The following is a 19,103-nucleotide window of genomic DNA, read 5'->3' as shown; positions in this document are numbered from 1 at the left end:
ATTCGGGCACTACCCGGACTGTCCTCGCCGGATCAGCCGGCGCGCACGGGTTCCCGGGGCGGCAGCAGGGCCTGGTCCGGCGCGGGCAGCGCCGCCCGGTCGACCTTGCCGCTCGCGGTCGTGGGGAACGACGTCACGCCGAGGTAGGCGACCGGCAGGTGCGTCGCGGGCAGCCGCAGGGCCAGGAACTCGCGCAGGCCGGGCGGCACCGAGCCGTCCGCGGTGCGCACGTAGGCGGCCAGCCCGGTGCCGCTCGCGGTCGGGAAACCGACCACCACGGCGCCGCGCAGCGCGGGGTGGGCGGCCAGCGCGGCCTCCACCTCGCCGGGCTCGATCCGCACGCCGTCCACCTTGACCTGGTCGTCGCGCCGGCCCAGGTACTCCAGGGCCCCGTCGTCGCGCCGGCGCACGAGGTCGCCGGTGCGGTAGAGCCGGGCGCCGGGCGGGCCGCCCGGGTCGGGCGCGAACCACTCGGCGGTCAGCTCCGGGCGGCCGAGGTAGCCGCGGCCGACGCCGACGCCGCCCGCGAACAGCTCGCCCCGCCCGCCGGGCGGCACGGGTTCCCCGCGTTCGTCGAGCACGAGCACGCGCAGCCCGTCGATGGGCCGGCCGATCGGCACCGGGCCCGACGGCTGGGCGGGGTCGAAGCGGTGCGCGGTGACGTCGATGGCGCACTCGGTGGGGCCGTAGGTGTTCCACACCTGCACCGCGCCGGGGTCCGGCAGCTGGGCGAGGAACCGGTGCACCAGCTCGGCGTGCAGCTGCTCGCCCGCGGAGAACAGCAGCCGCAGCGAGCCGCAGTGCGCCCAGCCCGGCTCGTCGACCAGCGTCCGCAGCAGCGAGGGGAGGACCTGGAGGACGGTGATGCCCTGTTCGGCCAGCAACCGCGTGATCAGCGCCGGGTCGCGCTCGGCGCCGGTCGGGGCGAGCACGGCCGTCCCGCCGGACACCAGCGGGGCGAAGATCTCCCAGCACGCCGCGTCGAACGTCAGCTCGGTCTTCTGGAGCACCCGGTCACCGGGGCCGAGGCCGTGGGCGCGCACCGTCCAGCCGACCCGGTTGGCGATGCCCGCGTGGTGCACCACGACGCCCTTGGGCGTCCCGGTCGAACCGGACGTGAACAGCACGTACGCGGCCTGGTCGCCGGTCACCGCCGGGGGTGCGCCGCCCGGGAACCCGTCGGCGGCGGTCAGGTCGCGGTCCAGCACCACCGTGCGCACGCCGGCGGCGGCCATCGGCGAGTCGGTGATGGTCTGGGTGAGCACGAGGTCCGCGCCGGCGGACCGGAGCACCGAGGCGGTCCGGCGGCCGGGGTGGGTGGGGTCCAGCGGCAGGTAGGCGCCGCCGGCCCGCCACACGGCGAGCAGCGCCACCACGAGGTTCACCCCGCGGTGCAGGCACACGCCGACCGTGCTCTCGGCGCGCACGCCGTGGGCGCGCAGCAGGTGCGCCAGCCGGTTCGCGCGCAGGTCCAGCTCGGCGTAGGTCAGCGGGCCGGCCTCGTCGAGCACGGCGACCGCGGCCGGGGTGGCGGCGGCCTGCCGGGCGACCAGTGCGGGGATCAGCCCTCCGGGCGTCGGGGTCATCGCGGGTCCTCCTCACACCGGTGCGCGGGTCGGCGCTTCACGCCAGGACGTGCCCGTGCAGGTCGCGCAGCGGGCGCGAGCGGCGGTGGTCCAGGTGGACGAAGGTCCGGTAGAGCCAGCGGTCGTTGCCGTCGTAGCGCGGCGTGAACAGCGTCCGGCCGTGCAGGGTGACCCGGTTGTCGACGATGGCGAGGTCGCCGGGCAGCAGCACCAGCGTCTCGACGACGGTCTCCACCGCGTCCCGGAGGACCTCCAGCGCGTTCTTGGCGTCGGCGTCGTGGCCGTGGGTGGCGTGGAAGTCGACCTGGACGTCCGGGTCGGTCGGCTCGCCGGTGAGCACGGCGTGCGCCGGGGCGGCGTCGTCCGGGCGGCCGAACGACGGCGGGGCCTGCGTGGTGAACCGGGGTTCGGCGAGCACGGCCCGGACGTCCTCGGGCAGCTCGTGCACGGCCCGGCGGATGCAGCCGACCTGGAGGCCGGCGACGCGCTCGTGGTCGGCGCGCACGCACAGCAGGCCCACGTAGTCCGGCCGGCGGGGGTGGAACGCGTTCTCCACGTGCATCTCCAGCCGCGTGGAGCCCGCGTTGCTCTGCTGGGTCTCCCGGCCGGGCACCGGCACCACGTTCTGCACGAGCGCACCGGACTTCTCGTTGCGGTAGGCGATGACCTCGCCGAGCTGCATGGACACCATGCCGATCACGGCGGCGCCGGGCGTGGCGTCGCGCTCGACCGAGCCGGCCTCGTTGGGGGTGGGCCGTTCGGCCGCGCCCGGCAGGTTGCGCACCAGCAGCGCGCCGTTCGGCCCGGGGTCGCGGCGGAACTCGGCCAGGCGGGCGCGCAGCCGCTGCGGCAGCGTCGTCGACGCGGTCCGGCACTCGTCGACCCAGGCGGGTTCGTCGACCTTGCGGGGCGGTGTGCCGGTGAGCCGGTCCGCGCTGGTCCTGGCCTGGGCGCGTTCCTCGGCGGTCAACGTGAACACGGCGTTCTCGTCCATCACTTCCCCTTCGCAGCACTGCCGGTGAGGACACGGGTCGCGCACGGCAGACGTGGGCGGGCGGTGGTCGTGACGCCCTCCCGGACGTCCGGTCGGCACCGTCCACTGTGGTCGGGTTGGCGCTGCGCGGCCGGCGGGCTGGGCCAGGATCTTCGCGCGGGCTATGCGGGCGCTATACGCGGTCGTCGGCGGGCCGATATGGCTCGGGTATAGGCCCCGCCGGGGCCGCCGCGGGACCGCGTCCGGCGGGGCCGGCGCCACGGACCCGCGACGGGGTGTCCCGCGCCGGACCGGGGGCTTCACCGGGGACGAACCGGCGGCAGGAGGGGCTGCGGCAACGGCCCGATCGGGGCCGGCGGCACGCCGTGCTGCGGCGAACGCCCGTCAGGCCCTATGCTGGGAGCGCTCCCAGAGCTGTGCCCCCGCCGCCGTGGACACTTCGAGAGGAGTTCCATGCGAAGCACCACCCGCGCCGTCGCACTGGCCGGCCTGCTGGTCGCGAGCGCGATCACCGTGACCGGACCGGCCCAGGCCGACGTGTCGATCTGCGACCAGTACGGCACGACCACCGTCCAGGGCCGCTACGTGGTCCAGAACAACAGGTGGGGTTCGTCGGCGACCCAGTGCATCAACGTCACCTCGACCGGGTTCCGGATCACCCAGCAGGCGGGCTCGGCGCCCACCAACGGCGCACCCCTGTCCTACCCGTCGGTCTACCTGGGCTGCCACTACGGCAACTGCTCGCCCGGCTCCAACCTGCCGATGCAGGTCAGCCGCATCCGCAGCGCGTCGTCGTCGATCACCTACCGGTACACCGGCGGCACCTACAACGCCTCGTACGACATCTGGCTCGACCCCACCCCGAAGACCAACGGGGTCAACCAGGTGGAGATCATGATCTGGTTCAACCGCCAGGGCTCCATCCAGCCCATCGGCAGCCAGGTCGGCACCGGCACCGTCGGCGGTCGCACCTGGCAGGTCTGGCGCGGCAGCAACGGCGCCAACAACGTGATCTCCTACGTCGCGCCGTCGCCGATCAACTCGTGGTCGTTCAGCGTGCTCGACTTCGTGAACGACGTCCGCAACCGCGGGATGATCACCACGTCCTGGTACCTGACCAGCATCCAGGCCGGGTTCGAACCGTGGAACGGCGGCGTCGGCCTCGGCGTCGACAACTTCTCGGCCTCCGTCGGCGGGTGAGGCACGCCGGGCGGGCGTGGTCGACGCGCACCACGCCCGCCCGGTCCCGCCTGGTCCAGCCCCCGCGGCCCACCGGGACGACGTCGTGTTCCGGTTGTGGATGCGCGTCCGAATACGCACGGAGTCCACCCGTTCGCCGGAAACGGTGAAGCGTTGCACTGAGTAACTTCCTCACCACGGTCCCCTGCCCGTGATCGACCCACGAAAGGTGGAGATCTTGCACCGTGGTGTGAAAAGACTGCTCACTCTGACGAGTGCCCTGGCGTTATCGCTCGTCATCGTCCCCGCCGTCCAGGCGGCCGAGCCCGGCGCCTACTGGACGCCGGAGCGGATGCGCGCCGCCGCGCCGCTCGACATCCGCACCGCGCCGGCCTCCGCGCTGCGCGCGTCCGTCCCGACCGGTGAACCGACCTCCGTCGCCCCCCTGGCCATCCCGAACGGGGGCAGCCCGTGGACCGGTGGCGGCGCCGTCGTGGCCACCGCCGGGCGCGTGTTCTTCACCTACCAGGGCCGCAACGCCTCGTGCAGCGGCAACGCCGTCACCAGCGGCAACAAGAGCACGGTCATCACGGCCGGGCACTGCGTGAAGCTCGACGGCGCGTACCACACCAACGTCGCCTTCGTGCCGGCCTACGACAACGGCAACGCCCCGTACGGCACGTGGAACGCGCGCGCCACCTTCGCCACCCCGCAGTGGCACGCGAGCGAGGACATCAACTACGACATCGGCGCCATCGTCGTCGGCCAGTTGAACGGCCAGTCCCTCACCGACGTCGTCGGGGCCCAGGGCATCGCCTTCAACCAGCCGAAGGCCGCCGACACCTACGCCTTCGGCTACCCCGCCGCCACGCCGTACGACGGCACCAGGCTGATCTACTGCAGCGGGCGGACGTTCAACGCGTTCCTCAGCAGCGGCATCGGCATGACGTGCGACATGACCGGCGGCGCGAGCGGCGGTCCCTGGTTCCGCTCCTTCTCCGAGGCCACCGGCACCGGCACGCTCAACTCGGTGAACAGCTACAAGATCAACTTTTTTCCGAACTGGATGTTCGGCCCGTTCTTCGGCGCGGACGCCCAGAACCTCTACAACCAGGCGCAGGCCGCCTGACCCGGACCGCGGGCCGGGCACACCGCCACGCGCCCGGCCCGCGGGCCGTCACCCCACCGGCGTGGGCGCCGGTGCGCGCCGACCGGTGGCGCCGGCGTTTCGGCGCCGCCCCCCGGGGAAGCCGTTCGGCCAGACGGGCGAGGGAGACGGCATGGAGGCAGTGGTGCGGCACGCGACCGGTGGACGCCGGGAAGAGGGTCCGAACGCCCGGGGCGTCGCGTGAGCGGCCGGACCGTCGCGGACGCCCTGGTCGAGCGGTTGCGCACGTGGGGTGTGCCCAGGGTCTTCGGGTACGCCGGTGACGGCATCGACCCCCTCCTGGCGGCCCTGCACCGCGCCGGCGACCCGGAGTTCGTGCCCACGCGGCACGAGGAGATGGCCGCGTTCGCCGCCTGCGGCCACGCCAAGTACACCGGCGAGGTCGGCGTGTGCCTGGCGACCCAGGGACCCGGCGCTATCCACCTGCTGGCGGGCCTCTACGACGCCAAGCTCGACCGCCGCCCGGTCGTGGCGATCGTCGGGCAGGTCGTGACCAGCGCGCTGGGCACCGGCTACCTCCAGGAGGTGGACCTGCACACGCTGTTCAAGGACGTCTGCGGCCAGTACCTCCAGACCGTGTCCGCGCCCGAGCAGCTGCCGGTGCTGCTGGACAACGCCATGCGCACCTCGATCTCCGAGGGCGTCCCGACGTGCCTGATCATCCCGCACGACGTGCAGCGCGCGGACGCCGCCGACGACCTGCCGCACACCCACGGCGTCGTGCCGTCCTCGGCGGTCACCGCCCGCCCCAGGGTGCTGCCGCGCGAGGACGACCTGCGCCGCGCCGCCGACGTGCTCAACGCCGGGAAGAGGCCGGCGCTGCTGATCGGCCGCGGCGCGGCCGGCGCCGGCCGCGAGGTGGCGCGGGTGGTGGAGGCGCTGGGCGCGGGCGCGACCGCGTCGCTGGTGGGCAAGCCGGTGATCCCCGAGGACGCGCCCTGGCACACCGGTGTCATGGGCCACCTGGGCACCACCGCGTCGGCCGAGCTGATGTCCGGTTGCGACACCCTGCTCATCGTCGGCAGCAACGACCCGTGGACCGAGTTCTACCCGGAACCCGGCCGGGCCCGCGCCGTGCAGGTCGACATCCAGGCGCGCGTGGTGGGCAGCAAGTACCCGGTCGAGGCCGCGCTGGTCGGCGACGCGCGCGAGACGCTGTCGGCGCTGCTGCCGCTGCTGCGCCGCAACCCCGACCGGAGCTGGGAGGAGCAGGTGTTCGCGGCGGTCGCCCGGTGGCGGCGGGTGGCCGGTGAACGCGCCCGCACCCCCGCCGACCCGCTCAACCCGGAACTGGTGGTGCACGAGCTGTCCGGGCACCTGCCCGCCGACGTGCAGGTCGCCGTGGACGTCGGCTCGTCCACCTACTGGTTCGCCCGCCACCTCGCGCTCCCGGTGGGCGCGCCCGCGCACACGTCCGGCTACCTGGCGTCGATGGGCTGCGCCATGCCCTACGGCCTGGCCGCCAAGCTGCACGCGCCCGACCGGCCCGTGCTGGCGATGGTCGGCGACGGCGCGATGCAGATGAGCGGCCTGCCGGAGCTGATCACCGTGGCCGACCGCTGGCGCGGGTGGGCCGACCCCCGGTTCGTGGTGCTGGTGCTGCACAACCGCGACCTCAACGAGGTCACCTGGGAGCAGCGCGAGATGGAGGGCGACCCGCGGTTCCCGGTCTCGCAGCGCGTGCCGGAGTTCCCCTACGCGGCCTACGCGGAGCTGCTCGGCCTGCGCGGCATCCGCGTCGACTCGCCCGACGACCTGGCCGGTGCGTGGCACGAGGCGTTCGACGCGGACCGGCCCGTCGTCGTGGAGGCGATCGTCGACCCGGCCGTGCCGCTGCTCGCGCCGCACCTGCCCGAGTCCACCCTCGACCAGGTGCACCGCGCGCTGGACCAGGAACCGGACGCCGTCGCCGAGCGCGAGAACCTGCGCCGGCAACGCGCCCAGGAGGGCCACTCCTGAACGGGTGGCGCCGCGGGGCCCGAACCGCACGGCGCCACCCGACCCCTCAGCCGTTGAACCCGCCGTCCACCGCGATCACGGCGCCGGTCACGTACGCGCCGCCGTCGCCGGCCAGGTGCGACACGGTCGCCGCGACTTCGTCCGGGGTGCCGAACCGGCCCAGGGCGGTGAACCCGTTGATCGCGTCGGCGAGCGGTCCGTCCGCCGGGTTCATGCCGGTCGCGACCGGTCCGGGGTTGACCTGGTTGACGGTGATCCCGCGCGGCCCCAGCTCCCGGGCCAGCCCCTTGGTCAGCCCGACCAGCGCGGACTTGCTCAGGGCGTACAGGGAGAAACCGGGGAACGTCACGCGCTCGGCCACGTTGCTGCCGATGTTGACGATGCGACCGCCCGCGGTCATGTGCGCGGCCGCCGCCCTCGACGCGAAGAACGGCGCGCGGACGTTGACCGCCACGACCTCCTCGAACTCCGCCGGCCCGAGTTCCCCGATCGGGCCGACCCGGAGGGCCCCGGCGTTGTTGACCAGCACGTCGATCCGCCCGAACCGGTCGACCACCCGCTCCACCGCGGCGGTCACGGCGTCCCGGTCCCCGCTGTCCGCCCGGACGGCCAGCGCGCGACGCCCGCCCGCCTCGATCTCCGCCACCACCGCCGACGCGGCCTCGGCCGCGCGTTGGTAGGTCAGCACCACGTCGGCGCCGTCCCGCGCCAACCGCAGCGCCACCGCCGCGCCGATGCCCCGGCTGCCACCGGTGACCAGCGCGATCCTGTTGTCCACGACGTTGTCCATGCCGGTGATCATGTCCGGCGCGGCGTCGCGGGTCCGGCGGGAAACGGACCTCACGGTCCGGGCGGGTCCGCCTCCTGCCCCGCGATCGCCCCTGTCCTACGACTGCCCCTGCCCTACGACTGCCCTTGCCCCCACGACTGCGGCTGCCCCCACGACTGCGGCGCGGGACCGTCGGCCTGCCGCGCCAGTCGCCCCGCCTGCTCCTTGGAGATGCGGTTGGTCGTGCCGCAGAACGTGCACTGGGTGGTGTGCTTGGTGCTGACCGGGAACAGCGGGACGAAGAACAGCGAGAACTTCGTGACCGACTTGCGCAGGGCGTGCGCCGCCGGGTTGCCGCACCGGGGGCACAGCAGCGTCAGCATCGCCAGGACGAAGACCTTGGTCCGCAAGCCGAAGATCACCATGTGCCGCACTCTCCTCGTCGCGTCGTCCGCCCGGGGGTTCCACCGTTCGGGGCGGGCAATCGTGCGGTGGTCTTCGTGGCTTCAGTGACGGCGAAAATTCTTCATGTCCGGCGGGGTGAGCGCTTGTCGTCAGTGGGCGTCGGGGCGCTGGTGGACGTCCGGGATGCCGTCCTGGTCGACGTCCCGCGTCTCCTCCTCGTGGATGCGCCGGTACACGCGGTTGCGGGCGCGCAGGATCACCGTCGCGATGACCGCCGCCAGCAGCGACCCGACCAGCACCGCGACCTTGGCGTCGTCGTACTGGGTGCTGCCCTCGCCGAACGCCAGCTCGCCGACCAGCAGCGACACCGTGAACCCGATGCCGCCCAGCACCGCCAGGCCCACCACGTCGACCCACGCGAGGTCGCTGTCCAGCGTCGCCTTGGTGAACCGCGCCATCAGCCACGTGCTCGCCGTGATGCCGACCACCTTGCCGACCACCAGCCCGGCCACGATGCCGGTGGTCACGCTGTCGCCCAGCGAGGCGACGAACCCGTCGAAGCCGCCGATCGCCACGCCGGCCGCGAAGAACGCGAACACCGGCACCGCGACCCCCGTCGACAGGGGGCGCCAGCGGTGCTCGAAGTGCTCGGCCAGGCCGGGGCCCTCGCCGGCGCTGCGGCGGATGACCGGGACCGCGAAACCGAGCAGCACACCGGCGACCGTCGCGTGGACGCCCGAGGCGTGCATCAGGGCCCACGCCGCCGCGGCGAGGGGGAGCAGCAGCCACCACGACCGGACCCGCCGCTGCACCAGCACGGTGAACAGCGCGAGTGGCACCAGCATGAGCAGCAGCGGCACCACCGACAGCTGCTCGGTGTAGAACAGGGCGATGATCACGATGGCGATCAGGTCGTCCACCACGGCCAGCGTCAGCAGGAAGGTCCGCAGCGCCGCGGGCAGGTTCCGGCCGATCACGGCGAGCACGGCCAGCGCGAACGCGATGTCGGTGGCGGTCGGGATGGCCCAGCCCGCCGCGGCCTCCGGCGAGCCGAGGTTGATCAGGGCGTAGACGAGGGCGGGCACGACCACGCCGCCGATCGCCGCCGCGACCGGCACCGCCGCCCGCCGGGGGTCGCGCAGGTCGCCGGCCACGAACTCGCGCTTGAGCTCCAGGCCGGCGATGAAGAAGAAGATCGCCAGCAGGCCGTCGGAGGCCCACTGGCCCACGGAGAGGCGCAGGTGCAGCGACTCGGGGCCGAACTCGAAGTCGCGCAGCGCCTCGTACGCCGGGGCCCAGGGGGAGTTCGCCCACACCAGTCCGAGGAGCGCGGCGACCAGCATGATCACACCGCCGACGGTCTCCAGGCGGAGGACGTCGGCGATGCGCTTGGCCTCGGGCCACGAGCCCCTGGTGAAGATCCTGGTGGTGGTCGGGCGGTTCACGGGCGGCTCCGGGGTCGGTCGGACACGACGCCGACCAGGCTTCCCGGCACACCATGCTCCATGACGGAGCAACCGGGCCAACCCTAATCAGTGGTGCCGACCGGCGCAAAAGGCTGTTGGTCACGTCGGCCAGCGGGTGTGCAGGTCGTCGATGCGGTAGGTGTGCGCGTGCCGGTGCCGCCCGTCGACGAGGACGGCGTCGCGGAGGTGGTCGTGGTCCCGGGTCAGGTCGTGGTGGTCGTGTTCGAGCACCTCGGGGTCGCCGGCGGGCCACAGGCGGGTGGCGACGGCGGTTGCGGCGGCGGTGATCGCGGCCAGGACGAGCAGTGTGGTGGTCATGGACGTGGTGGTCGCGAGCCACCCGGCCAGCGGGTAGCAGAGCAGCCAGCAGGCGTGGGAGAGGGAGAAGTCGGCGGCGAACAGGTGCGGCAGGTCGGTCGTGCGCGCCGATCGGCGCAGGAGTCGCCCGGCGGGGGTGAGCACGAGGGACCCGGCCGCGCCGACCGCCGCCCACAGCACGAGCAGGGCGGGCCAGCGCAGGTCGTCGAGGAACGCCGTGGTGGCGGCGGTGGTGGCGAGTGCGGCGGCGAGTGCGGCGGAGGCGCGCACCATCACGGGGCGTTCGGTGACGTGGTCGAGGAGTCGGGGGAGGGCGAGGGCGGCGACGAGCGAGCCGAGGCCGTGGGCGGCCAGGGCGACGGCGACGGCGGTCTCGTCGCGGCCGAGCAGGACGCGGACGTAGACGACGGTGTCCACGAGCACCGCGGACCCGGCGGCGGCGACGGCGAGGTGCGCGGCGAGCAGGCCGCGCAGCCGGGGGGTGCCGAGGTAGGCGCGGATGCCGCGGGTGGTCGGGGTGCGGAGGGTGGCGGGCGTGGTGCGGTCGGCTGGCGTGGTGCGGGTGGTCGGGAGCGCGGCGGCGAGCACCAGCAGGGCCGAGCCGGCGAACCCGGCGGAGGTGCCGACGAACAGCAGGTCGTGGCCGACGAGGAGCAGGAGCGCGGCGGCGAGCAGGGGGCTGAGCAGGGTTTCCAGGTCGTAGGCGAGTCGGGACAGGCTCAGGGCGCGGGTGTAGTCGCGTTCGTCGGTGAGGATGTCGGGGATGGTGGCCTGGAACGTCGGCGTGAACGCCGCCGAGGCCGATTGGAGCAGGAGGATCAGCAGGTGGACCTGCCAGACCTGGTCGACCCACGGCAGGGTGAGGGCCACGCCGGCGCGGACCAGGTCCAGGGTGACGAGGAGTCGCGTGCGGGGGAACCGCGCGGCCAGTGCGCCCGCCAGTGGGCCGATGCCGACGTAGGCGACCATCTTGAGCGCGAACGCCGTGCCGAGCACCGCTCCGGCGTCCGGCCCGGCGAGGTCGTGGGCGAGCAGGCCGAGGGCGACGGTGGCCAGGCCGGTGCCGGTGAGGGCGACGACCTGGGCGGCGAACAGGCGTCGGTACGTGCGGTCGGACGGCACGGCGGGCATGGTGCGCACACCTCCGGACGGCTGGTGCTCCTCCTGGGGCGGTGCCACCATAGGTGCTCATGTGCGCACGCGACGACGTTGCAACAACGCAGGACTGGCGACAACTTCCTCCCGGGAGGCACGTGGAGGCGGCCGTCGACGCGTTCCGCATGCTGTCCGACCCGACCCGGTTGCGGGTGGTGTGGCTGCTCTGCGGTGCGGAGCACGACGTGACGGCGCTGGCCGCCGCGGTCGGCGCGGCCAGGCCCGCGGTGTCCCAGCACCTGGCGAAGCTGAAGCTGGCCGGCCTGGTGACGGTGCGCCGGGACGGGCGACGGGCGCTCTACCGGGTACGCGGCGGGCACGTGCGGCGGTTGCTGGCCGAGGCGGTCGAGGCCGCCGACCACCACCTCACCGGTCGTCCCGACCACGACTGACCACGAGGTGGCGCTCGTCGTCGATCGGCCGTCCCCACAGGGCGGGGTCGGGCAGGGCCCACAGCACGTGGCGGGCGAGGACGACGTCGCACGACCCGGCCCCGAGCCGGGGGGACGCGGCGTCGCCTCGCGTGAACCCGACGTCGACACCGGCCGCCGCGGCCTTGGCCCTGGCCGCCGCCACCCGGTCCGACAGGTCCAGCCCGCGCACCCGGTGGCCCGCCTGCGCCAGGAGCACCGAGAGGCTGCCCGTGCCGCACCCGAGGTCGACCACGTCGGCCGCCCGCGGCAGCAGCAGGTCCGCCCACGCCCGTCGCACGTGCTCGTCGCGCAGCCCGTGGTCGGGTTCGTCGTCGAACGCGTCCGCCTGCCGGTCCCAGTGCTCACGTGCGTCGTCGGTCACGGTCGGCCATTCCGGGGCGCACGGTGTCGCCGCACGTGCCGCGCGCCGACGACGGGTTCGGCTTCACGACCCGGCGGGTCGAGTTCGTCCTGGCGCTCGACGTGACCGGGGCTGCGCCGCCCGGAGCGCCGAGCGGGTGATGGCGGCGACCGCGTCGGGCGCGGAGTGGTGCACGGCGTGCGCGACGCCGGGCACCTGGACGAGGCGGCCGTCCGGGAGCAGCGCCGCGACCTCGCGGGCCCACCGCCGCGACACGACGGGGTCGTGCCGGCCGCGCACGACGGCGGTCGGGGCGCGCAGGTGGCCGAGCTTGTCCTCGACGGGGTCGTCGAGGAGGTGGTCGAGGGTCGCGGCGATCCGGCGCACGCCGGCCGTGAGGTAGTCGCGGGTCAGCAGCGGGACCAGCGCCGGGCGTTCCCGCGGCGCGTCCGCCGCCAGCCGGGCCAGCTGCCGGGACGTCGACCGGGCGTGCCGGTCCACCGTCGGGCTGAGCAGGACGGCCGGAGCGGCCAGGTCGGGGGAGTGCGTCGCCAGGTCCACGACGACCTGGCAGCCCGCGGAGTGGGCCACCAGCGGCGCGCCGCCGCGCCCGGTCGCCCGCAGCCAGTCGGCCAGCGCCAGGGAGAGCCCCCGGACGTCCGCCGCGCTGGGCGGGCCGGGGGTGCGGCCGAAGCCCGGCAGGTCGACGGCGGCCACCCGCGCGTCGGGGGCCAGGCGCCGGGCCAGCGGCAGGAAGTAGCGGTGCGAGCAGCCCAGACCGTGCACGAGCACCACGTCCGGCGCTCCCGCCGGCCCGAGCACGGCGGCGTGCACCGCGCCGGTGAACTCGGCCACGTCCCAGCCCTCGGTCGCGGTCGCCGGTGCCCGCCTGTCGCCCATAGGACCTGTGCTACCCGCCGCTCGGTCCCGCGAACCGGGTCGTCCTGGGAGGTTTGACCGGTTCCAGGCGGGTACTCCCGGCGGGCGTCAAGCAGGCGGCGCGGCGTTCACCGGCGGGCAGGGGTGGCGAGGCGTGATGGACCTGGACTTCGACGACAGCACGACCCGCGCCCTTCGGCGATACGCGAGGTCGGTCACCTCCGCGTTGGGGCTCGGCGGCGACTGCTGGTGCGTGCAGGGCGACCACCACGTGGGCATCTACCTGGCGCTGGACGGCCGGTTGGACGCGTACCCGGACCACGACGTGGCGCTGCTGTGGGACGAGCGGCACGGCTGGTCGGCCGTCGTGGAGGCAGACGGCGGCCGGGACGTGGTGGTGGGCCGCCTCGACGGCCTGGCGGTGCCGTGGCCCGGTGCGGTGGCCGAGTGGGTCGTCGGGCTCTTCGAGCGGCCGACGGACACCCCGGACGCGGACGCCGCGCTCCTCCGGGCTTCGTGAGGGTCGGCCCGGTCGATCCGCCCGGCGCGCTGTGACCCCGGACCGCCGGGCGCTGTGACCCCGGACCGCCGGGGCGGCGGACGTCAGGCGCGCAGCCTCCGCTGCGGCACGCCGGTTCCGCGCAGCGCCGCCACGGCGGCCGGCACGGTCGGGTGGATCTCCACGGCCTGGTCGACGAGCGTGATCGCCAGGGGGCGCAGGACGACCCGCCGGTCGGTGGCCACGGCCAGCGCCACCCCCAGGTGTCGTGCGCGCTGGGCGGCGTCGACCAGGAGCCGGATGCCGGCGGAGCCGAAGAAGTCGACCCCGGTGAGGTCGACGACCAGCCCGGCGCGGCGGCGGTCGAACTGGTCCCGGAAGGCCGCGTCGACGACGTCCTCGCAGGCGAGGTCGACCTCGCCGGTCACCGAGACGACGGCGACGTCGCCGGGCTCGACGCGGGTGGTGACGGTCACGGGCGCGATGTGGGAACAGGTGTTGCCCAATGGAGCTCCTCGATTGGCACGAGAATCGGCAACCGAGCTTCTGCTCAACCCGGACCCCTGCCCCGCGTGGCGGGACGCAGTGGTTGTCGACGACGATATGGCACGACGTGCCGGATGACAACGCCGTGCGCGACACGTTCCGTCCACGCCCGACCCCGCGGCCGGTCCCGGGTGGACGCCGGTCCCGGGTGGACGAACGTCGCAGGACGCCCGACCCCGCCGGGACTTCCCGTGCCGCGTGTCGATCCGGGGTGTCGTCGTTCGTCGCACGGGTGGGTCCGGCCGTCGTGCCCGGGGAACGTCCCGGGGCGGCCCGACCCCGATCACGAGGAGCGGCGATGCGGTTTCTGATGATGCACCGGTTGGCCGAGAGCGCCCCGGAGGTGTGGGACCCCAGCCCGGAGTTCGTCGAGCGGGTGGGCGCGTTCATCCGGGACTGGACCGACCGGGGCGTCCTGATCAGCGCCGAGGGCGTCCACCCGTCCGAGCGCGGCGCACGGGTCCGCAAGGCACCCGACGGGGCGATCACCGCGACCGACGGGCCGTTCGCCGAGGCCAAGGAGGTCGTCGGCGGCTTCCTGCTGATCAACGCGGAGGACCGGGCGGCGGCCGTCGAGTGCGCCCGGCGGTACGCGGAGCTGTTCGGGCAGGTCGAGATCGAGGTGCGCCAGGTCGTCGAGTTCGAGGACCTGCCCCCGGCGCCCTGACCTCAGGGCGCCGGGCGCAGGTGCCTGTCGAGCACCTCGGCCTCCGCGCGGAGGCGTTCGGCGAGGTCGTCGCGCCCCAGCCGCTCGTACTCCAGCGCGGCGACCGAGCGCTCGCGCACCTCGTCCTCCACGATCGACCGCAGGTCGGCCTCGGTGAGGTGCCGGCGTTCCGCCTCCGCCGCCCCGAGGCCGGCCGCGGCCCCGGCGACGTGCTCGCTGCCCGTGACGCCGGCGGGCACGCCGTCCGCCGGCCGGTCGAGCGGGACCGCCTCGGCGTTCCCGATCGCCGCCAGGGCCGAGCGGAGCGCCGCGACGGCGACGCGGTCACGGGACCTGAGGGCCGCGGTGAGGCTGTCACGCAGGCTGGCGCGCATGGCTCGGTCTCCTGGTGCGGGTGGCGCCGGTCGGACGACGGTGCCAGTACGGCTGTATGGTAGCGGAGTGCCGCGACTCGCCGATCACGACCAGCGTCGCGCCCAGATCGCGCGGGCGTTCCAGCGCCTGCTCGCCGCGGAGGGGTTCGCCGCCGCGTCCTTCGCGCGGGTGGCCGCCGAGGCGGGTGTCTCGGTGGGGCTCATCCAGCACTACTTCGCCGGCAAGGACGTGCTGCTGCGCTTCGCCTACGACGACGCCACCGGCCGCCTGGGCGAGCGGGTTCGGGTCCGCGTGCGCAACGGCGAGGCCGCCGGCCTCCCGGCCGCCGAGGTGCTGCTCGACAGCCTGGTGGAGCTGCTGCCGCTCGACGCGGAGCGGGACGTCGAGTACCGCGTCCGGCAGGGTCTCCAGGCGCAGGCGTTGCACGACCCGGGTCTCGCCGAGGTGGCCCGGCGGGCCGGCGGCGACCTCCTCGGGTACGTCACGGCGGTGATCCGCGGCGGTGTGGCGCGCGGCGAGGTCGACCCCGGCGCGGACGCCGCGCTCGCGGCCCGCGCCGTGCTCGCCGCCGTGCAGGGCCTGGCCGACCAGCTCGTGCTCTCCGGCGCGGACGCGTTCCCGGCGCGCGACGTGCTGCGCCGGGTCGTCGACTCGGTGTTCACCGGGCGGCCCGGCGCGCGCGACTGACCTCGCCCTCGGGAATCCGTTCTCCCGCAGCGGCACCGTGCTGCTAGGTTGGCAATATGATTGTATTGGAACAACGCCACGCCGGGCGGCACGTCCGATGAGCCCGCCCGACACCGTGCGGCTGGGCGGCGGAGAGGTCCGCGGCCTCCGGCTCGACGGGCACCTCTCGTTCCGGGGCATCCCCTACGCCGCGCCCCCGGTCGGGGAACGGCGGTGGCGCGCCCCCGCGCCGGTCGTGCCGTGGTCCGGCGTCCGGGACGCGACCACGCCCGGCCCGGACGCGCCGCAGCCCACCCGATCGTTCGCCCACGTCACCTCGACCGACGAGGACTGCCTGACGCTGGACGTCACCGTGCCCGACACCCCGACCACCGGCCGTCCCGTGCTGGTGTGGCTGCACGGTGGTGGCGGGACCAACGGCACCGCGACCCGGGACGCCGGGCGGCTCGCGACCACCGGCGACGTCGTCGTCGTGACGCCCCGCTTCCGGCTCGGCGTGCTCGCCTGCTTCGGCCACCCCGGACTCGCCGACGGCGGCACCTTCGGCCTCCAGGACCAGCAGGCCGCGCTGCGCTGGGTGCGCCGGGAGATCACGCGGTTCGGCGGCGACCCGGCGAACGTGACCCTGGCCGGGGAGTCCTACGGCGCGCTCATGGTCGCGGCGCACCTGGTGGCGCCCGCGTCGGCCGGCCTGTTCCACCGCGCGATCCTGCAGAGCGCGTTCGCCGTGCTCGCCCCCACGCCCGCGCACACCCTCATCCCCGGTGTCCCGGCGCTCCCGCCCAGGTGGACCCCGGCGGACGAGTTGGACCGGCTCGGCGCGGCCACCGCCGCCGAGCACGGCTGGACGGCGCCGGGTGGTGACCCGCACGCCGCACTCGCCCGACTCCGCCGCGTCCCGGTGGCCGACCTGCTCCAGGCGTCGGACGCCTTCATCCGCCCGGCCTTCGGCGGCCACGTCCTGCCCGAGTCGCCCGCGTCCGCGCTGCCCGCCGGGCGCTTCCACCGGGTGCCGGTCCTGCTGGGCGCCACGCGCGACGAGGCCAGGTTCTTCGTCGCGGTGTTCGCCGACCTGGTCGGCAACCCGGTCACCGCGCGGGACTACCCCCGACTGCTGGCCGAGGCGTTCGGCGACGCGGCCGACGAGGTCGCCGCCCGCTACCCGCCCGCCCGCTTCGCCACACCCGGCCTCGCCTGGGCGCGGGTCTGCACGGACCGGGCCTGGGCATGGCCGACCTGGCAACTGGGCCGGGCGCTCGCCGAGCACACCGACACCTGGTGCTACGAGTTCGCCGACCCGGACGCCCCGCCACCCGTGCCGCTGCCCGGTCTGCCGACCGGCGCCCAGCACGCCGCCGAACTGGCCTACCAGTTCGACGTCCCCGGCGGCCCGCCGCTGTCGGCGGCGCAACGCGGGTTCGCCGAGCGGGTGAACCGGTACTGGACCGCGTTCGCCGCGCACGGTGACCCGGCCCACCCGGACCTGCCGGACTGGCCCGGCCTGCGCACCGGCCACGTCCAGTCCCTGGCCCCCGACCGGATCGGCGGCGCGGACTACGCGGCCGACCACCGCCTCGACTTCTGGGCCCGCCTGTCCTGAGCACCGACCTCCCCGACCGACTCGGCCGCGTCGACGTGGACGGGCGAGGTCCGGGGGGCGAGGGGCGAGGGGGGCGCACCGCGACCAAGCGGTCCGCGACCATGCGCGGGTTCCTGGCCGCGCTGCCGCCGGCGGCGGCCGGCCTCGTCGGCCGTCGACACGGTCCCCCCTCTTCGTATACATTGCATACGAGGAGGCGTGGTGAAGTCGATCTATGACGAACTCCGGGACCTGATCGTCCTCGGCGCGTACCCGGCCGGGCGACCGGTCGCCGAGCAGGAGCTGTGCGACCGGCTCGGGGTCAGCCGCACCCCCGTGCGCGAGGCGTTGCGCCGCCTGGAGAGCGACGGCCTGGTCCGCGCCGCACGACGCGGGGTCACCGTGGTGGAGCTGGGTGGCAAGGCGCTGCGCGACGCCTACCTCGTGCGCGCCTCGCTGGAGGCGTTGACCGCCGACCTCGCCGCGCGCCGCCAACGGGCGGGCGAGCTGTCCCCGGCCTCGCTCGCCCGGCTCACCGAGCACGCGGACCTGGCCGACCGGGCGACCCGGCAGGGCGACCTGCTCGCCGGCGCCCGGCACAACCGGGCGTTCCACCGGTGCGTCGCCGCGCTCGCCGACAACCCGGTGGCCTCCGGCGTCCTGGAGCGGATCTGGGACCAGATCGTCGTGTCCACCCGGGCCTCGCTGACCGCGCCGGGCACCCCCGCCAGGCCGGTGCGCGTGGACGACGAGCACCGCCGCCTCATCGCGGCCATCACCGCGGGCGACCCCGACGCGGCCTCCGCGCACGCCCGCGACCACGTCCTGGCCACCGCGGCCACCCTGTCGGACCAGCCCGGAGGAGCACCGGAGTGAACGGCGAACACCACTACGAGGTCACCGTGCGCTGGACCGGCGACACCGGCTCCGGCACCAGCCGCTACCGCGACTACGGCCGCGACCACGACGTGCTGGTCGACGGGAGGGAACCGCTGCGCGGCAGCGCCGACCCGGCGTTCCGGGGCACACCCGACCGCTGGAACCCGGAGGAGTTGCTGGTCGCCTCGCTGTCCCAGTGCCACATGCTCACCTACCTGGCCCTGTGCGCCCGCGACGGCGTGGTCGTCACCGGGTACGCGGACTCCGCGAGCGGGGTGATGCGCGAGGAACCGGGGGGCAGCGGCCGGTTCACCGAGGTCGTGCTGCGGCCCGAGGTGGTCGTCGCGGAACCGGGCATGGTCGAGCGGGCGCGGTCGCTGCACGAGCAGGCGCACCGGGCGTGCTTCATCGCGAACTCGGTCGCCTTCCCGGTCCGGCACCTGCCGGTGGTCGCGCACGCCTGACGCGCCGGTTCCCCGCCCCGGCACCGGGGCGGGGAACCGCCTGCCGGGGACGAGCACACGGGGGTGGCGGTGGACGACGACGTCCGGCGGGCGCGTGACGAGGTGGTCAACATGGTGGCGCTGCGCCCGTCGCCGGCCCCGGCGGACCCCCGGACCCTGCCCGGCCGGCACGACCTGCGACTCGCGGTGGCGGCGGGCGTGCTGGACCTCCTCGCCGCGGTCGCGGCGACGCTCCTGGGCCCGGACCGGTGGATCACCAGCGCCGCCGGTGTCGTGGTCGGCATCACCGGCTTCAACACGGTCGTCGACGGTGTCCGCGAGGCCCGCCGACGCGCGCGGGAGGCCGCGCGGTTCCGCGAGCACGGCCCCGACGAGGCCGACACCCTGGCCGTCCTGCGCGTCGACGCCGCGGCGCCCCACTGGATCGCGGTGGTGGCCGCGCTGCGCGACCTGCTCCTGACCACCCTGGTCGTGGCGGTCCTGGTCCGGGTCTGGCCCGAGGGGACCCTCGCGCGGGTCGTCATGGTGGCCGCCCTGGCGTGCCGCCTCGCCGCCGCCGTGCTGGTGCGGCGCCACGCCCGCCGCTCGGCGCGGTGGCAGCGGGACTTCCTGGGCGCGGAGGGCATCGCCACACCGCCCCTGCCGGCCCGCCGGCGCGTCATCGCACCCCGCTCCCGACGGCCGACGACCCGCCGGGAGTGATCCCCGACGCCCTGCCGGGACGGCCGGGCTGGTTTGCGCCGGCGACGACCTGG

Annotated in this window: 21 protein-coding genes; 11 read left to right on the top strand and 10 right to left on the bottom strand. The window is 75.1% G+C overall.

Going from position 1 to position 19,103, the window contains the following annotated elements:
* Positions 1–32: 32 nt before the first annotated feature.
* Entirely contained in the window at positions 33–1,586 is a 1,554-nt protein-coding gene (locus CKY47_RS14585) for an amino acid adenylation domain-containing protein (protein ID WP_306746311.1), read from the bottom strand.
* A gap of 37 nt (positions 1,587–1,623) precedes the next feature.
* Complete coding sequence (locus tag CKY47_RS14580) at positions 1,624–2,580, bottom strand: TauD/TfdA family dioxygenase (RefSeq protein ID WP_306746310.1); 957 nt, start codon at positions 2,578–2,580, stop codon at positions 1,624–1,626.
* Positions 2,581–3,033: 453 nt separating this feature from the next.
* Here CKY47_RS14580 and CKY47_RS14575 point away from each other — a divergent pair, with 453 nt between their 5' ends.
* From CKY47_RS14575 to CKY47_RS14565, 3 genes are all read left to right on the top strand, one after another.
* On the top strand, positions 3,034–3,780 hold the full coding sequence (locus CKY47_RS14575) for a GH12 family glycosyl hydrolase domain-containing protein (RefSeq protein ID WP_306746309.1): 747 nt from the start codon (positions 3,034–3,036) through the stop codon (positions 3,778–3,780).
* A 217-nt stretch (positions 3,781–3,997) separates the two neighbouring features.
* A complete protein-coding gene (locus CKY47_RS14570) occupies positions 3,998–4,888 on the top strand; it encodes a trypsin-like serine peptidase (RefSeq protein ID WP_371320667.1) in 891 nt (296 codons plus the stop codon).
* Positions 4,889–5,107: 219 nt separating this feature from the next.
* Positions 5,108–6,886, top strand: a complete 1,779-nt coding sequence (locus CKY47_RS14565) for a thiamine pyrophosphate-requiring protein (protein WP_306746308.1) — start codon at positions 5,108–5,110, stop codon at positions 6,884–6,886.
* Between the two features lie 46 nt (positions 6,887–6,932).
* On the opposite strand, the gene CKY47_RS14560 is transcribed toward CKY47_RS14565, so the two are convergent.
* The 4 genes from CKY47_RS14560 to CKY47_RS14545 form a co-directional block, all read right to left on the bottom strand.
* Positions 6,933–7,676 (bottom strand): SDR family NAD(P)-dependent oxidoreductase, encoded by a 744-nt coding sequence (locus CKY47_RS14560; RefSeq protein WP_306746448.1) that lies wholly within the window; start codon positions 7,674–7,676, stop codon positions 6,933–6,935.
* 113 nt (positions 7,677–7,789) lie between these two features.
* Positions 7,790–8,080: a zinc-ribbon domain-containing protein gene (locus tag CKY47_RS14555; RefSeq protein WP_306746307.1), complete on the bottom strand. Its 291-nt coding sequence runs from the start codon at positions 8,078–8,080 to the stop codon at positions 7,790–7,792.
* A 129-nt stretch (positions 8,081–8,209) separates the two neighbouring features.
* The gene (gene nhaA / locus CKY47_RS14550; RefSeq protein WP_306746306.1) at positions 8,210–9,505 is read right to left on the bottom strand and encodes a Na+/H+ antiporter NhaA; all 1,296 of its coding nucleotides are present in this window, start codon (positions 9,503–9,505) and stop codon (positions 8,210–8,212) included.
* A gap of 120 nt (positions 9,506–9,625) precedes the next feature.
* Positions 9,626–10,975: an MFS transporter gene (locus tag CKY47_RS14545; RefSeq protein ID WP_306746447.1), complete on the bottom strand. Its 1,350-nt coding sequence runs from the start codon at positions 10,973–10,975 to the stop codon at positions 9,626–9,628.
* 59 nt (positions 10,976–11,034) lie between these two features.
* Here CKY47_RS14545 and CKY47_RS14540 point away from each other — a divergent pair, with 59 nt between their 5' ends.
* The gene (locus tag CKY47_RS14540) at positions 11,035–11,391 is read left to right on the top strand and encodes an ArsR/SmtB family transcription factor (protein WP_371320666.1); all 357 of its coding nucleotides are present in this window, start codon (positions 11,035–11,037) and stop codon (positions 11,389–11,391) included.
* Here CKY47_RS14540 and CKY47_RS14535 read toward each other — a convergent pair.
* The gene (locus CKY47_RS14535; RefSeq protein WP_306746304.1) at positions 11,366–11,794 is read right to left on the bottom strand and encodes a class I SAM-dependent methyltransferase; all 429 of its coding nucleotides are present in this window, start codon (positions 11,792–11,794) and stop codon (positions 11,366–11,368) included. The genes CKY47_RS14540 and CKY47_RS14535 overlap by 26 nt on opposite strands.
* Positions 11,795–11,857: 63 nt before the next feature.
* The gene (locus CKY47_RS14530) at positions 11,858–12,673 is read right to left on the bottom strand and encodes an alpha/beta fold hydrolase (protein ID WP_306746303.1); all 816 of its coding nucleotides are present in this window, start codon (positions 12,671–12,673) and stop codon (positions 11,858–11,860) included.
* A 136-nt stretch (positions 12,674–12,809) separates the two neighbouring features.
* Between CKY47_RS14530 and CKY47_RS14525 the strand changes: the two genes are divergently transcribed.
* Positions 12,810–13,172, top strand: coding sequence for a DUF6292 family protein (locus CKY47_RS14525; RefSeq protein WP_306746446.1), 363 nt, complete (start codon positions 12,810–12,812; stop codon positions 13,170–13,172).
* 83 nt (positions 13,173–13,255) lie between these two features.
* On the opposite strand, the gene CKY47_RS14520 is transcribed toward CKY47_RS14525, so the two are convergent.
* Positions 13,256–13,627: an STAS domain-containing protein gene (locus CKY47_RS14520; RefSeq protein WP_306746302.1), complete on the bottom strand. Its 372-nt coding sequence runs from the start codon at positions 13,625–13,627 to the stop codon at positions 13,256–13,258.
* A gap of 368 nt (positions 13,628–13,995) precedes the next feature.
* Between CKY47_RS14520 and CKY47_RS14515 the strand changes: the two genes are divergently transcribed.
* A complete protein-coding gene (locus CKY47_RS14515) occupies positions 13,996–14,364 on the top strand; it encodes a YciI family protein (protein ID WP_306746301.1) in 369 nt (122 codons plus the stop codon).
* Between the two features lie 2 nt (positions 14,365–14,366).
* Here CKY47_RS14515 and CKY47_RS14510 read toward each other — a convergent pair whose 3' ends face one another.
* Complete coding sequence (locus CKY47_RS14510) at positions 14,367–14,738, bottom strand: GatB/YqeY domain-containing protein (RefSeq protein ID WP_306746300.1); 372 nt, start codon at positions 14,736–14,738, stop codon at positions 14,367–14,369.
* Positions 14,739–14,805: 67 nt separating this feature from the next.
* On the opposite strand from CKY47_RS14510, the gene CKY47_RS14505 reads away from it, so the two are divergent.
* From CKY47_RS14505 to CKY47_RS14485, 5 genes are all read left to right on the top strand, one after another.
* Positions 14,806–15,426: a TetR/AcrR family transcriptional regulator gene (locus tag CKY47_RS14505; protein WP_306746299.1), complete on the top strand. Its 621-nt coding sequence runs from the start codon at positions 14,806–14,808 to the stop codon at positions 15,424–15,426.
* Between the two features lie 97 nt (positions 15,427–15,523).
* Positions 15,524–17,026 carry a carboxylesterase/lipase family protein gene (locus tag CKY47_RS14500; RefSeq protein ID WP_306746298.1) on the top strand — a complete coding sequence of 501 codons (1,503 nt, stop codon included), beginning with the start codon at positions 15,524–15,526 and terminating at the stop codon, positions 17,024–17,026.
* Positions 17,027–17,227: 201 nt separating this feature from the next.
* Positions 17,228–17,881 (top strand): GntR family transcriptional regulator, encoded by a 654-nt coding sequence (locus CKY47_RS14495; RefSeq protein ID WP_306746297.1) that lies wholly within the window; start codon positions 17,228–17,230, stop codon positions 17,879–17,881.
* The gene (locus CKY47_RS14490) at positions 17,878–18,348 is read left to right on the top strand and encodes an OsmC family protein (protein ID WP_306746296.1); all 471 of its coding nucleotides are present in this window, start codon (positions 17,878–17,880) and stop codon (positions 18,346–18,348) included. The genes CKY47_RS14495 and CKY47_RS14490 overlap by 4 nt, the downstream gene beginning before the upstream one ends.
* Before the next feature lie 69 nt (positions 18,349–18,417).
* Positions 18,418–19,050, top strand: coding sequence for a hypothetical protein (locus CKY47_RS14485; RefSeq protein WP_306746295.1), 633 nt, complete (start codon positions 18,418–18,420; stop codon positions 19,048–19,050).
* Positions 19,051–19,103: the final 53 nt, after the last annotated feature.

It is taken from the genome of Saccharothrix longispora (assembly GCF_030852425.1).
Lineage (GTDB): Bacteria > Actinomycetota > Actinomycetes > Mycobacteriales > Pseudonocardiaceae > Actinosynnema > Actinosynnema longispora.
Note: the sequence above shows the minus strand (reverse complement) of the source record. Positions and strands in the feature narration are given on the sequence as shown.

What these genes read in the sequence shown, in the direction of transcription:
- CKY47_RS14585 (WP_306746311.1), bottom strand. Translation starts at nt 1,586, where the DNA reads ATGACCCCGACGCCCGGAGGGCTGATCCCCGCACTGGTCGCCCGGCAG.
- CKY47_RS14580 (WP_306746310.1), bottom strand. Translation starts at nt 2,580, where the DNA reads ATGGACGAGAACGCCGTGTTCACGTTGACCGCCGAGGAACGCGCCCAG.
- CKY47_RS14575 (WP_306746309.1), top strand. Translation starts at nt 3,034, where the DNA reads ATGCGAAGCACCACCCGCGCCGTCGCACTGGCCGGCCTGCTGGTCGCG.
- CKY47_RS14560 (WP_306746448.1), bottom strand. Translation starts at nt 7,676, where the DNA reads ATGGACAACGTCGTGGACAACAGGATCGCGCTGGTCACCGGTGGCAGC.
- CKY47_RS14555 (WP_306746307.1), bottom strand. Translation starts at nt 8,080, where the DNA reads ATGGTGATCTTCGGCTTGCGGACCAAGGTCTTCGTCCTGGCGATGCTG.
- CKY47_RS14545 (WP_306746447.1), bottom strand. Translation starts at nt 10,975, where the DNA reads ATGCCCGCCGTGCCGTCCGACCGCACGTACCGACGCCTGTTCGCCGCC.
- CKY47_RS14540 (WP_371320666.1), top strand. Translation starts at nt 11,035, where the DNA reads ATGTGCGCACGCGACGACGTTGCAACAACGCAGGACTGGCGACAACTT.
- CKY47_RS14530 (WP_306746303.1), bottom strand. Translation starts at nt 12,673, where the DNA reads ATGGGCGACAGGCGGGCACCGGCGACCGCGACCGAGGGCTGGGACGTG.
- CKY47_RS14525 (WP_306746446.1), top strand. Translation starts at nt 12,810, where the DNA reads ATGGACCTGGACTTCGACGACAGCACGACCCGCGCCCTTCGGCGATAC.
- CKY47_RS14515 (WP_306746301.1), top strand. Translation starts at nt 13,996, where the DNA reads ATGCGGTTTCTGATGATGCACCGGTTGGCCGAGAGCGCCCCGGAGGTG.
- CKY47_RS14510 (WP_306746300.1), bottom strand. Translation starts at nt 14,738, where the DNA reads ATGCGCGCCAGCCTGCGTGACAGCCTCACCGCGGCCCTCAGGTCCCGT.
- CKY47_RS14500 (WP_306746298.1), top strand. Translation starts at nt 15,524, where the DNA reads ATGAGCCCGCCCGACACCGTGCGGCTGGGCGGCGGAGAGGTCCGCGGC.